13 protein-coding genes are annotated in these 13,392 nt (G+C 54.0%); 6 read left to right on the top strand and 7 right to left on the bottom strand.

All coding sequences use genetic code 11. The annotated features are described in order from the left end of the window. Positions 1–9: 9 nt before the first annotated feature. The 5 genes from atpF to IPM61_14275 form a co-directional block, all read right to left on the bottom strand. Complete coding sequence (gene atpF, locus IPM61_14255) at positions 10–507, bottom strand: F0F1 ATP synthase subunit B (protein ID MBK8912477.1); 498 nt, start codon at positions 505–507, stop codon at positions 10–12. 84 nt (positions 508–591) lie between these two features. Further along, positions 592–819, bottom strand: coding sequence for an ATP synthase F0 subunit C (locus IPM61_14260; GenBank protein MBK8912478.1), 228 nt, complete (start codon positions 817–819; stop codon positions 592–594). Positions 820–985: 166 nt separating this feature from the next. Then, on the bottom strand, positions 986–1,867 hold the full coding sequence (gene atpB / locus IPM61_14265) for a F0F1 ATP synthase subunit A (protein MBK8912479.1): 882 nt from the start codon (positions 1,865–1,867) through the stop codon (positions 986–988). 242 nt (positions 1,868–2,109) lie between these two features. Further along, a complete protein-coding gene (locus tag IPM61_14270; GenBank protein MBK8912480.1) occupies positions 2,110–2,568 on the bottom strand; it encodes a hypothetical protein in 459 nt (152 codons plus the stop codon). A 42-nt stretch (positions 2,569–2,610) separates the two neighbouring features. Then, the gene (locus tag IPM61_14275) at positions 2,611–2,805 is read right to left on the bottom strand and encodes an AtpZ/AtpI family protein (protein MBK8912481.1); all 195 of its coding nucleotides are present in this window, start codon (positions 2,803–2,805) and stop codon (positions 2,611–2,613) included. Positions 2,806–3,179: 374 nt separating this feature from the next. Between IPM61_14275 and IPM61_14280 the strand changes: the two genes are divergently transcribed. From IPM61_14280 to IPM61_14300, 5 genes are all read left to right on the top strand, one after another. Further along, positions 3,180–3,875: a response regulator transcription factor gene (locus IPM61_14280; protein ID MBK8912482.1), complete on the top strand. Its 696-nt coding sequence runs from the start codon at positions 3,180–3,182 to the stop codon at positions 3,873–3,875. Between the two features lie 47 nt (positions 3,876–3,922). Beyond that, entirely contained in the window at positions 3,923–4,963 is a 1,041-nt protein-coding gene (locus tag IPM61_14285) for an ATP-binding protein (protein MBK8912483.1), read from the top strand. Between the two features lie 181 nt (positions 4,964–5,144). Beyond that, positions 5,145–7,304 (top strand): peptidyl-prolyl cis-trans isomerase, encoded by a 2,160-nt coding sequence (locus tag IPM61_14290; GenBank protein ID MBK8912484.1) that lies wholly within the window; start codon positions 5,145–5,147, stop codon positions 7,302–7,304. A gap of 375 nt (positions 7,305–7,679) precedes the next feature. Next, a complete protein-coding gene (locus IPM61_14295) occupies positions 7,680–8,705 on the top strand; it encodes an IS630 family transposase (GenBank protein MBK8912485.1) in 1,026 nt (341 codons plus the stop codon). 30 nt (positions 8,706–8,735) lie between these two features. Continuing rightward, the gene (locus tag IPM61_14300) at positions 8,736–9,953 is read left to right on the top strand and encodes a hypothetical protein (GenBank protein ID MBK8912486.1); all 1,218 of its coding nucleotides are present in this window, start codon (positions 8,736–8,738) and stop codon (positions 9,951–9,953) included. 85 nt (positions 9,954–10,038) lie between these two features. On the opposite strand, the gene IPM61_14305 is transcribed toward IPM61_14300, so the two are convergent. Both IPM61_14305 and crtI read right to left on the bottom strand, forming a co-directional pair. After that, positions 10,039–10,680, bottom strand: coding sequence for an LEA type 2 family protein (locus IPM61_14305; protein ID MBK8912487.1), 642 nt, complete (start codon positions 10,678–10,680; stop codon positions 10,039–10,041). 101 nt (positions 10,681–10,781) lie between these two features. Beyond that, positions 10,782–12,254, bottom strand: coding sequence for a phytoene desaturase (gene crtI / locus IPM61_14310; protein MBK8912488.1), 1,473 nt, complete (start codon positions 12,252–12,254; stop codon positions 10,782–10,784). 185 nt (positions 12,255–12,439) lie between these two features. Between crtI and IPM61_14315 the strand changes: the two genes are divergently transcribed. Beyond that, positions 12,440–13,381 carry an ABC transporter permease gene (locus tag IPM61_14315; GenBank protein ID MBK8912489.1) on the top strand — a complete coding sequence of 314 codons (942 nt, stop codon included), beginning with the start codon at positions 12,440–12,442 and terminating at the stop codon, positions 13,379–13,381. Positions 13,382–13,392 lie beyond the last annotated feature (11 nt).

Consider the following 13,392-nt stretch of genomic DNA (forward strand, 5'->3'; position numbering starts at 1 on the left):
AAAAAAGGCTTAGTTCTGGTTGGCAGTCTGCTTCAGGTAATCATCCACAAGCCGCTTGTGGCGGTCGGCATCCAAGGATTCATCCAGAATTTTCTCGGCAGCACCAATGGCCAGCGAAGCGACTTCGGTGCGAAGTTCGTTCAAGGCTTGTTGCTTGCTAAGGTTGATCTCCTGATGGGCTTGTTCCATCAGCTTCTTGGTGTCCTCCTGGGCTTTGGCCATCGCGTCCGACTGGATGCGCTGGGCATACTCGCGGGTTTCCTTCAGGACTTTCTGCGAATCGGCTTCGGCCTGGCGCAATGCTTTTTGGTTTTCAGCAAGCACGCGGTCGGCCTCCTGCTTGGCGGATTCGGCGCGGTTTAGCGCGTCGTTGATGGTGTCCTGGCGCGTTTTCAGCGCGTTCAGGATCGGCTTCCACGCGATCATGCGAAGAAGGATAAGCAGCAGAAAGAAGTTGATGATGGTCCAAAGGATAGGACCCACATTGATATCTGCAAGTGGATTCATTGCTCAGCGTTAGGATGGTAAGCCAGACTGACGATGCCGAAGAAATTATCGGGCGGCCAGCTTGGCCGCCCGATTGGTGCTGCATTACTTGGTTGCAAGCAGAATACAGATAACCATTGCGAACAGTGCCACACCTTCGATAAGTGCGGCGGCGATGATCATCGTTGTGCGGACATCGCCGATAGCTTCTGGCTGGCGACCCTGTGCGTCAAGCGCGGCTGCTGCAAGGCGGCCAATGCCCGTTCCGACACCAAAGACAACCATTCCGGCGCCAAGACCTGCACCGAGATACGCCATTACCTGTGGTTCCATGAGAAAAGCTCCGTTTGGTTTTGATGAGAGTTTATGAGTTCAGGAATGTTCTGCTGTTCAAAAGGACCTGCGAAACTACGCAAATGCCAGCCCCCTGCCAGCGTCCTTTTCGTGCGAAAAAGGTTTCCAAGAGTTAAACATCTGCGGTCGCTATCGGCAGCCGCTATCAGTGTGCCCCAGCCGGTTGGTGTTTACGCAGTTCTTCATCCAGATTGTCGTAATCACCCGTGGCCATTTCGCTGATTACCTCGCCCATGGTTCGGTGGCCATCCTCAACATGGTGGTGATCATCGTGGTGATCGTGCCCGGCCATTGCCATTCCGGTAAATACCGCCGTGAGCGTTGTGAAGATGTACGCCTGCAAGAACGCCACCAACAACTCCAGCAAGTAGATAAAGAGCGAGAACCCAACCGAAACGGGGATGAACACTGCGCTCATGAAGATCAGAGCAATGAACGAGAGCAAGATCACGTGGCCAGCCACCATGTTGGCGTAAAGGCGGATAGCCAACGCGAACGGTTTGGTGAACAACCCAAGGATTTCCACAGGGATCATGATTGGCCAAAGGAACACCGGGGTCCCCCCCGTTAAATGCTTCAGGTAGCCACCAATCCCAATCTTTTTGATGGATGCTATTTGAACAAGGAAGAAGGCGATGATCGCTAAACCGGCTGTCACGTTAATATTTCCGGTAGCGGTGTGCGCCCCCGGAATCAAGCCGATATAGTTCATGAACAGGATGAAGAAGAAGAAGGTGAGGAAGATCGGCATCATCTTCGCCCCATCCTTTCCGACGTTCGGGGTGACGATCTCATCCCGCACGTATTCAATCAGCATCTCCATTGCTGCAAAAATCCCCCCCAGCGGTTTCACCCCAACTTTCTTGTACTTGCGTGCCATCGGAATAAACACCGCAAGCACCACGGCCATTGCCACCCATTGGTAAAACACCATGCTGGTGACCGATAGGTCCAACATCGGAGGCTTCGTGGTCGCAACATTCACAACATGGTGGTGCTCCATCTTATAGGCCCCCTCCGACTCCATTTTCTGGACGCTTGGGTAGATATGGAGCCCGTTATCAACCAGAATGATTGGAAGATCGAACAGATGGATATGCCCGAAGGTGATCTCGCGGTGATCGCCAAGATGGGAGAGAACCGCAGCAAACGGGTTTTCGGCTCCGGCATGGTCATTGCCATGGCCGTGGTCGGCAGTTCCGCCAGCGGTTCCGCTATGTTGCCCCTGGTGCGGAGCTTCTTGGTTGTGTGGATTGTTGGTATCAGGCATTACTTCTTGGCCGATTCAATGGCAATGGAACGGGAGAACGAAGATGGGTTGTTCGAACGCTGCTTGCGGCGATTGTGAGCAGGGACTTTCCGGCGGCTCATCACCCGTGCGATGTAGATGATCTCCGCAATCATATACACCACGTAGAAAACCATTAACGAAAGGGAGAGCGCCAGCTGGTGGTACTTGGCAGTGAAGAGAATGAACAGGACAACCATCGTGGCCAGCAACCGGATTGCCATTCCCCCAAACACCAGCGAAAGGAACTGCTGGTTCGGTTTGTCCAGTGCGTACTCCATCATCAGGTAGCCGATCAGGACGTTTGCCAACGCAACAATTCCGGCGGCGATAATCCCCTCAAACACCTCGGGCGTTGCCCAGCCGTAGATTGGATACACCAGCACAATGCCGAACAGCAAAGTGATGAGAAGAATAGTACGAAGGAACAGAAATTTCATTCGGTTGAACGTTAAGTTCGGCCGTGTTGTCATGCTGCGTTGCTATGGCTTTTGTGAACGTAGCGACGTGCGAATCATGCTAATCAATCCACCGGTCGCCCCCAAAACCACACCGACCACCAACAACCAAGGGGCCGTCCCATACTTTGAATCGGCCCACCACCCAACCCCACCAAACACCGCCATTGCCGCCGCAAGCTGAAACCCCATACCGAGGTATGGGGAAAGTTGCTGCATTGTGGAGCGGCCGGATTGATGTTGCTTAGGCATGAACCTCTTCGGGACTGTTTCTGGACTTCCCCCCAACCCACGCCCGCAGCACAAATCGCCAGCACCCTAGACAAAAGCGGGCGCAAAGTTAGCGACCGAACGGAGTGCCGCCAAACATTTGCCCACGGTGGGAACATTTTGTTGTAGTACTCCCCCAATTGTACCCTTTGCCCACGCTCGCCGTTGCGCAATTGCGGCACGCCCGCTTGGCGTATTACCAAAACTTGATAATCATATCACCCACTCTCCCCCGTACATTTGCAGAAGCATTACAAGAGCAGGCTGGAACTCCATCCCCCCCCATCCCTTTTCAGCCGCGCCGTACCTGATCCAACGATACCATGCCAAAATCCATTCTTGTTGTTGACGACGAAGAAGACATTGTTCAACTGCTGAAATACAACCTTGCCAAAGAAGGCTACAGCGTGACCACCGCACTGAACGGCGTGCAAGCTCTGCAAGCCGCCGATGGAACCAGCCTTGACCTTGTGATCCTTGATGTGATGATGCCGGAACTTGACGGATTCGAGGTCTGCCGCCGGCTTCGCTCCACCCCTGCCCATGCCACAACTCCCATCATCTTCCTAACCGCTCGCGTTGGGGAGTTCGATGAGATATTGGGGCTTGAGCTTGGGGCCGACGATTATATCCAAAAGCCGATCTCGCCACGGGTACTGCTTGCCCGCGTTAAATCCATTCTGCGGCGAAGCACCGAGGCGGTCCGAACCGAAACGCTTATCATGCCGGAGGTGCTGGCCGTGGGCGACTTGCAGATCAACCGCCAAAACTACACCGTGAAGATTCAAGGGCGCGAGACATTCTTCCCCAAAAAGGAGTTCGAGCTGCTGGCGTTTCTTGCTGGCAATCGCGGGAAGGTCTTCTCGCGTGAGCTTCTGCTGAATCGGATCTGGGGGGAGAACGTGTACGTGGTGGACCGCACGGTGGACGTTCACATCTCAAAAATCCGCGAGAAACTTGGGAACAGCGGCGAGCTGATCGAAACCGTGAAAGGGGTCGGCTACCGCTTCCGGGATTAAGGTTACTGCTGATCGTTGCTACCGTGAACAACTCACTACATTCACAAATGAAGCAACGGGAGTACGCCATTGCCGGGCTGTTTGCGTTGCTCTTGTTCGCGCTGCTGCTGGTGATCCTGCTTCCGGCCAGCTTCCATTTTGCCATTGCGTGCGCCGCGTTTTCCATTGCCGGCGCGGCGGTGGTGTGGGTGTTGTTCCGGCATCGGCGGCTATCGGAGCAACTGGAGGCACAGATAGGGGGAATGGCCGAAACAGCGTTGGAAATGGCGCGCCGCGGAACCGACAAACAGATTGATGTTGGCGCGATTCCCCTTGCCGAGCTGCGGTCGCTTGCCCATGCAATCAATGCAATGGCCGAACGCGCCACCGGCGACATCGCCGAACTGAAACGCCTGGAGCGGGTCCGAAGCGAGTTCTTGGGGAACGTCAGCCACGAACTCCGAACCCCGATCTTCTCGGTGCAAGGCTATCTGGAAACGCTGATTGATGGAGCGATGGACGACCCCAACGTCCGCGAAGATTTTTTGAACAAAGCCCACCACAACGTCCTTCGGCTCCACACACTGCTTACCGACTTGATCGAGATTTCCCGCATTGAGTCGGGAGAGATGAAGATGAGCTTCCGCTACTTCAATGCCGATGAGTTTCTCCGTTCGATTGTGGAGGAGCTTCGGCCCACCGCCCAGATTGCGGGGATTGAGCTTCACTATGCCCCACCCCTTACCCCAAACGGTAACGCCACGGTGTTTGGCGACCGCGAGCGGATCAAGCAAGCAATGGTGAACCTGATTGAAAACGCCATCAAGTACAACAAGCCCAACGGATTGGTAACGGTGAGCTTGGAACTTGTTGGCGAACAAGGTGTTTTCCGCGTGGCCGACACCGGAATCGGGATTCCGGAAGGGGACATCAGGCGAATTTTCGAACGGTTCTACCGCGTCAACAAGGACCGCTCGCGTGCGGTGGGGGGAAGCGGTTTGGGGCTGGCAATCGTCAAGCATATCATCGAGGCGCACAACGCCACCATCACCGTGCGCTCGGTTCACGGGGAAGGATCAACCTTCAGCTTTTGGCTAAAGCGGGGATAGCCCTGCGGCCCCTTCCTTCCATCATTCCCCCTTCCTTTCATTCCTTCGGCAGGAAACGGTATCAACGGATTGTCACGGATTCCCCACGCGAATTGGTGCGATTGGTGCGGGGCATCCTGTATATTTGCGATTCGTTTCCAAAATCGAACATCCAAAACTCTTTCCTCATCAATCGCAGTCTATGGGAGTCATGCAGAAGCTCCGGCAAGGAATGCCGGCGTTCATCATCATTATGATCCTATTCTTTGTTCTCACCATCGTTTTCGACTGGGGGAATGCAAAGAAAGGGGCATCTGGGGTTGCCAATGCTGGCGGCCAAGCCATTGGCCATGTCAACGGCGACCCAATCAATTACCGTGAATACCAGACGCGAGTTGATACCCTTATCAATCGCCAACGCGCCGCAAATCCCGACGGGGAGATTGACGAGATGCAAATCCGTGAGTCGGTCTGGAACCAGATGGTGAATGAGATTTTGCTGAACCAAGCCGCCGAACGGCTTGGCGTAAGCGTCACCGATAAACAGGTGGATGAAAAACTCCTGTACGATCCCCCCTCCTACCTCACCCAGATGTTCAGCGACAGCACCGGCGCGTTCCAGCAGAATGTTTACTACGATTTCATGCGGAACACCGATGCCTTCCTTGCGCAACGCCAGTTCCCTGCCGAGGAGATCGCCTCGATCAAGAATCAGTTTGCCGAGATTCGCCACGACCTTCGGATGCAGATGCTGCAAGAAGCCGTCAGCAGCGCGATCACCGCTTCGGCAATTCCTTCCCCATCGGAAATCCGGCTGGCCTACGACAACAAAAAGCTGAAGGCCAGCGGCAGCTTTGCCATGCTGGATGTGAACTCCATCCCCGACGACCAGGTGAAGGTAAGCGACGACGACGCAAAGAAATACTACGATGAACACAAAGCCGACTTCGTGCAGAAAGCCTCGCGCGAGCTTCGCTACGTCATCCTTCCCCTTTCCCCAAGCAAGCAAGATTCCAGCACGGTGCTGAACCGGCTTGGCAAAGCCACCGAAGCCCTGAACCGCGCAGCCACCACTGCCGAGAAAGACTCGGTGTTCAGCGAGCTGATCGCCCAGTTCGGACCGGGGAACTACGCCGGAACCGCCTTCACTCCGTTCCAGGAAATTCCTGCCGAGCTTCAGGCCGCGTTGCAGGGCGCAACCCCGGGCGCGGTGATCGGACCGTTTGCTTCCCCAGAAGGGACCATTCTGCTGAACGTCCAGGATATGAAGGATAGCGGCGAGGTCTTCGTCAAAGCCCAGCACATCCTTCTGAAAACCGAAGGGGTCAGCAACACCGACAGCCTGAAGGCTTTGGCCGAATCAATCTTGAAAAAAGCCAAAAGTGGGGAGAAGTTTGAAGCATTGGTGACAACCTTCAGCCAAGATCAAGGCTCGGCAATGAACGGCGGCGATGTTGGATACTTCAGCAAAACCAGTCCGTTTGTGCAGGAGTTCAAGGACGCAGCGTTGGGCGCAAACGTGGGCGACATCGTTGGCCCGGTAAAAACGCAGTTTGGATATCACGTTATCAAGATCACCGACAAAACCGCACGCAGCTACAAGCTGCGCGATATGCGGTTCAACATCAAGACCACCCGCGGAACCAAAAACGCCCTGATGCGCCGCGCCCAGATGCTGCGCGACACCATCGCCAGCGGGCAGGCATTGGATTCGGCATTTGCCGCAAAACGTGGCTTGCAGTCGGTAAGCAGCGGGCCAATTCAAAAATCCATGCCGGTGGCGGGGATGATGGAGCTAACCTACTTTGCCTACGCCAACAATGTGGGCGAAGTCAGCAAGCCAATCGAGATGCAGAACGGGAACATCATCATTGCGCAGGTTGCTAAAATTCGGAACGCCGGAACAGCCGAGTTCGCCGATGTGAAAGCGGAGATCATTAAGAAGCTCCGCACCCAGAAGAAGCTGGATATGCTGAAAGACCGCGCCACCAAACTACGCGGCGCGCTTGCCGCTGGCGATAGCCTTGAAAAACTGAAAACCATTGACCCCGGGGTCCAAGTGATGGCGTTCAACGACGTGAACAGCACCAGCCCATTCCCGGGCGCAGGGTTCGACGTCCCGCTGACCGCCGCAACATTCGCGCTGAACCCGGGCCAGTTCTCCGATGCCGTCCGTGGCGAACGTGGATATTACATCGTCCAGCTGCAATCGAAGACGGTTCCCACCGATCAGGAATTCCAGAAGGACCGTGCGGAGTTTATCAAGGAATTCATGTCAACACGGCGCAGCAGCTTGTTCCAGGAATGGATCCAGAAAGCCCGCGAGCAAGCCGACATCGAAGACCTTCGGCACCAGAGCTAACACCCCGCAGAAGTATCATCAAAAAGAAGAAGCCGCCCATTGTGGGCGGCTTCTTCTTTTTTTTCCAAGAAAATCTTCAAATCCTCATTCTTCAGATTGCTTGCAAAGCACACTTTGGCCATATTATAGCCCTATTAGACTTTCATAACCAAGATCAACACTACTACCGGAGGAAGCAATGAAAGCATTTTTTCGAATACTTGGGATAGTTATGGTGACAATTATCCCTTTATACTCCCAGCAACAAGGGAAATGGGTGCAAGTGGATACTCTACCAACAGTAAAATATACTCGAAATAAAGTAGTTTGCGAAAAAGGGATGATGGGGTTACGTTAGGGAAAAGATAGTAGTCATTGAATAGATAGAGGGAAGAGATGATAGAACTTACGGAGGAATTACGGACACAACTGCGGAAATTGCAGCGAATGGAGAAAGAGAAGCGTCGGTATGTGAAGATCACGACGCTGCTGATGCTTGACGGGGGATTTAGCGTTGGCGAGACGGCCTTTGCGTTGGGTGTTGATAATTCGACGATATATCGGTATGCCGAAGGGTATCGAGCATCAAAGAGCTTTGAGGATTACATAGAAGACAAGTATGTGTGCTATGGTGGGAAGCTGAGCGGTGAACAGGCATCAGCTGTATCGAAGGAACTGGAGGGACATCTGCATCATACATCGAAGGAGGTAGTGGAGTTGGTGTGCGAGCGTTATGGTGTGCGATATACGGAGAGCGGGATGGTAGCATTGCTGAAGCGTCTGGGCTTTGTGTACAAGAAGACGAGTCTGGTGGTATCGAAGGGGAATCGAGCGGAGCAGGAGGAATTTCTTGAACGTCTGGCGGGATTGCTTGCTGATAGGGGTGAAGGCGAGGAAGGTGGGGTAGTGTATTTCAGTGATGCGGTGCATCCTCAGCACAACACACGGAGCAGTTACGGGTGGATCAAGTCGGGGAGTCGGTATGAAGTGCGATCGAACACGGGTCGGGAACGTGTGAACATCAACGCGGCATTGAACGCGCATGATGTGGGAGATGTGGAGGTGGTGGAAAGCGAGCGGGTGGATAGTGAATCAACGATTGAGTTGTATGCAGCCTTAGAGCGGAAGCATCCGAGTGGAAGGATCAGAGTGATTTGCGACAACGCGAGATACTATCGGAGTCGTCGTTTGCGGGAGTGGTTATCATCATCGCGAATAGAGCAGGTATTTTTGCCGAGTTACTCACCGAATTTGAATTTAATTGAGCGATTATGGAAATACATGAGGAAGAAGGTAATAGACAGGAGGTATTATGAAACGAAGGATGAATTTCGTGGAGCTATCCGAAGATTTTTCAACGATATTGAGGAGTACCGCCCAGAGTTAGAGAGACTTCTAACCCTGAATTTCCACGTGCTCTGATTTTCGCAAACCTCTTTGCAGTGAGTATATATGGCCATTTCCTGCGCCGACGACGAGCATTGCGTTACCACGTGCGATTCAGGCTGGTGGGCAGGATTTGTTCGGGTTACTACCGATGGTGGAAAAACTTGGAGGAATACTCTTATTGATAAAATGACCCCCTATCCTGATTACCATGATTTTCGACGAATAAAGTCTATTGCTCACCCCACTCGGGACCTGATTATTGGCATTGCAGATACTGGTGTTGGTTATCGTTCCACCGACGGAGGTTATACATGGAAAGAGTTTAGACTTCCTGTTGATCGTGGATTAGGATTTGAAATAAAAATGTTTGATGAAACATATGGGTATATTTCGGGACCTCCGCGATGGCTGTTCAAGACAACTAATGGTGGTGAGTCATGGAATCAAGTATTGCTTCCTGATTCAGTCAAAGGTGTCTATGTAGAGAGATTATCTGTTGTTCATCCTGACACTATTATTTTATCAATGGTGTGGACTAACAAAGGTGTAATTCTTCGCTCTACTGATGGCGGAGTAACATGGGATTATAATGATGCTCCAGTCCTATACTGGGTTCCCAATCTGTTTTTTATAGATTTTCAACACGGTTATTCTGTCGGATATAAAAGAACGGGGGAAGGTGATCGTGCTCTTGATTTATATACCTATACAACCGATGGCGGGCGCACATGGGCTCCTGTGGAAAGTAAATGGCGTGATCCTGCTGGCGGGTTACGCGACATACGATTTCTTGATCGCCTAAATGGAATTGCTGTTGGTGGACAAGGAAAAATTCTGCGTACGTATGATGGTGGAAAAACTTGGGAACAACAACCTGTCCCGTTGGACACCCATAGCATCTGCCATATTATAGCAATGGAATTTCCATCACCACGCACTGCGTATGCCACAATCACCAATTTCCAAGTTTTGCGCTGGATACCTACCGCTTCCAGCACCCCAACTATTTCTACAGAAGCGGCGTGCGCCATTTCTATTACCCCTTCCATTATCGGAAACGAGAAGCCAACCATTACCACGCTTCTACCGAAATCTGGGCACCTTCACCTTGAGGTTGTTGATGCTACGGGTGCAGCGGTATGGGTAAAGGATTTTGGCGTTGTCGCGGAGAAGGAGGTTCGGTATTCGCTTCAACAACAATTGCCTTCAGGCGTGTTTTTTGTTCGAGCGATTTTGGACGGCACAATCATAGGAAATGAACGATTGATGGTGATGAAATAACTGCCCGTACGGCACGTAAAAAAAATGGCCTGAATGCTGATACAGCGTTCAGGCCATTTTTACATCTCCCCCCCCCACCTCTCTTCTACGGATTCGTAAACTGCTGGTCCACGATGGTGATGTCGCCGGGGTAATCCACCAAGCCGATCGGCGTTTCCACGCTGACTTTTGCCGTCAGCTTCAGGCGCGAGCTTGAGCCTTGCGCGCCGCCAATGGCCAGCGCCAAATTGATCATATCATTCAAGCCTTTATCGCCGAAGAATTGATAGAGGTCCAACCCCACGGTGATTGGGATCATCGTGCTTTGCCCGGTTGCCGGAATCTCCAACCGCTTGTCAACAACGCCGCTGATGGTGGTGCGGTCGTCAATCAACAAGGTCCACCCTAATTTCCGTAAATAGAGCGGCGTGCTCCGCCCCCCAGATGCCGACCCATCGTTGGGATTGCGTGCGGCAACGTTCAACGTGAACTCAACTGGCATTTTCTTCTGCGCGAATGCCGATCCCAAACTGATCATCTCCATTGTGCTGATGCTGCTTGGATTCGAGGCCTTGCTAACGTCAACCCCGGCTAATCTGAAACTGTTGACGTTCTCCAGCTTGAATTGCAGTTTTTTCAGATCTGTCAGCGCGCTGGTTACGTCCTTCAATGCCTTGCATCCGCCAAGCATTGCTGCCATCATCAATGCCGTGGCAGCCACTCCGGCAAATTTTTTGTTCAATCTCATGCGTGTTATTCCTGTTGAAGTTGGTTGATTCTATTCGGCGTTTTCGATCCTTCCCATTCTTCTTCCCGCTGCATCAAGCGGGGAAAGCGAGCGTTGGTTTTTCACACCCCATTCCTCAAATACTCCGCCACCATGTTCCCGCTCAGCATCGCCAGCGGAACCCCTCCGCCCGGGTGAGTGCTTCCTCCGGCAAGATAGAAATTCTTCAGGCCACGCACCTTGTGGTCCGGGCGAAGAAATGCCGATTGAAGAGAATTTGACGACGTTCCATAAATGGCCCCGTCCAAACTGTGATACCGCTGCTCGATGCTTCGTGCCGGCATGATGACCTGCCACGCAATTTCCGGTTTGATGCCGAACCCGCGCTCCAGCCGCTCCCACACGGCCTGGGCATACCGGGCTTGGACCTCAGGGTTGTCGTGGTCAATTCCGCTGGCCGGGGCGTTTATCAGGATATACCAATTCTCCCACCCTTCCGGCGCAAGTTGGGGGTCGGTGAAGGCGGAGATGGAAAGGTAGATGGTCATCCCCCGTGGCAGCTGCCGCCGCTCAAAAATATCGGCGAACTCCGCCGGGTAGTCATCGCTGAAAAAGACGTTGTGGTGGGCCAGCCCCAACCGGCCGGCACGCACCGCCGCCAGCAGCAAATATCCCGAGCAGGAACGTTCCGCTTTCAGCAACCCCCGCGGCGTGGGAACCCCAACCGGAGCAAGCAGCCGCTGGTGGGTCCAGCGTGCATCGCCGTTGCTGACCACGGCATCGGCTTCCAAAGTGAGGTTGCCGGTCCGAACCCCGCAGGCTTGAACTCCAACAATCGCTTGGCCGCTGCGGAGCAGCCCGGTCGCCTCGGTATCGGTGTGGATTGCCACCCCGTGGCTTGCGGCAATCTTCGCCAGCGCGGTCCCAATCGCCCCCACCCCCCCGGCCGGATACCACGCTCCCATCCGAAGCTCCACGCTGGCAATCACGTTCAGCATGGAAGGGGCGCGGTAAGGGGAGGAACCGTTGTAGGTGGCAAACCGCCCGAAGAGTTGCCGCAGTTTTGGCGAGCGGAACCGGCGGCGAAGCTCCGCAGCCATGGTGCCAAGCGGATGGATGCGAAGCATTGCCGGCAGCATCGGCGCGTTGCCGATGTTCGCCAGCTGGGCAGGGCCGAACGGCTTCAGCAGAAAAAGGGCTTTCGTCTTCCGGTAGATTTCCCCGGTGTCGCGAAGGAACTGCTCCACCGCGCCGGAATCTTCCGGGAAAACCCGTTCGGTTTCCGCCGCACTTTTTTGGGGATCGGCGAAGGTGGAGTAGGCCGTTCCGTCGCTCCAGAAATACTTGCACGACGGATCCACCGGAAGGAACCTCACCATCTGGGTCAACGCCGGAACAATCCGCTCCATCTCATCCAGCAGTGTGATAAGCGTTGGGCCAAGATCGAACGTGAAGCCGTCGTGGCGGAAGCTGGCGACCTTTCCCCCGGGCACAGGATTTTTCTCAAGGATGGTGACGGAGTGGCCTTGCTGGGCAAGCAAGATGCCGGCTGTTAATCCCCCGATTCCCGATCCGATAATTGCTATTCGCTTCACTGGGTTCTGGCGCTTGGGTTGGTCCCGAAAAGAATCTGAACTTCTTTGGGCTGGATGCTTGCGGCGTGCGGCCTCTGTTCCCTATCTTCGGCGGTTCAGAAATTTGAAAAAAGGGGAATCATCAAAACGATTGCCCCGATCTCTGAACTCCCCGTTCTTCCAAGCGGCATTCCAGCCAACACTTCATGCTGACGTTCACAATTCGGCAGTTCTTCTACTCGCTCCTGATTATCTGGGGCGTGATGACGGTGACGTTTGTCATCATCCGCGTGCTTCCCGGCGACCCCGCCCGATTGATGCTTGGCCAACGTGCCGATGCGCAATCCATCGCCGCGCTTCGGAAGCAATTAAAACTTGATGAACCGATCTTCCCAACCCAGTACATTGACTTTTTGGGGCGCGCCGCCACCGGCGATTTGGGGCGGAGCTTTGCGTTCAACCGCCCGGTGATCGAGTCAATCCTGGAGCGGTTCCCGAAAAGTTTGGTGCTGGCGGTTCCCTCGCTTCTGTTGGCCACGCTGTTTGGGGTGGCCATTGGGGTCTATTCCGCCTGGAGGCCGTACACCTTCTTCGATGGAGCCAGCCGGGTGACGGCAATTCTTGGGATTTCCGTTCCGGTGTTTGTGCTGGGGGCCGTGCTGATTCTGGTGTTTAGCAACTGGCTGAATATACTTCCGGCCAGCGGCTACATCACCAAGGATGGGGGCACAAACCTGAAATATCTGCTGCTTCCCATGGCCGCGCTGGCCGCACGCCCCCTTTCCATCATTGCCCGCATCACCCGTAGCTCCATGTTGGATGTTCTAAGCCAAGATTACATCCGCACCGCACGCGCAAAAGGGCTGCCGGTTGGGGCAACGGTTATCAAGCACGCGCTGCGGAACGCGCTGAACCCTGTTATCACCACCGTCTCGGCTTGGCTTGCCAGCACGATTGCCGGAACCTTCTTCATCGAAAAAGTTTTTGCGTGGCCCGGGATTGGGATGCTGGGGTTCGATGCGGTGCTTCAGTTGGATTACCCGGTGATTCAAGGGGTGGTCCTGTTCACCGCGGTGGTCTTCGTGGTGGTCAACTTCCTTGTTGACATCCTTTACTCCATCCTTGACCCCAAAGTCCGCTTGTCGTAACCCGCGCGCGC

The organism is Chlorobiota bacterium (assembly GCA_016710285.1).
Lineage (GTDB): Bacteria > Bacteroidota > Ignavibacteria > OLB7 > OLB7 > OLB7.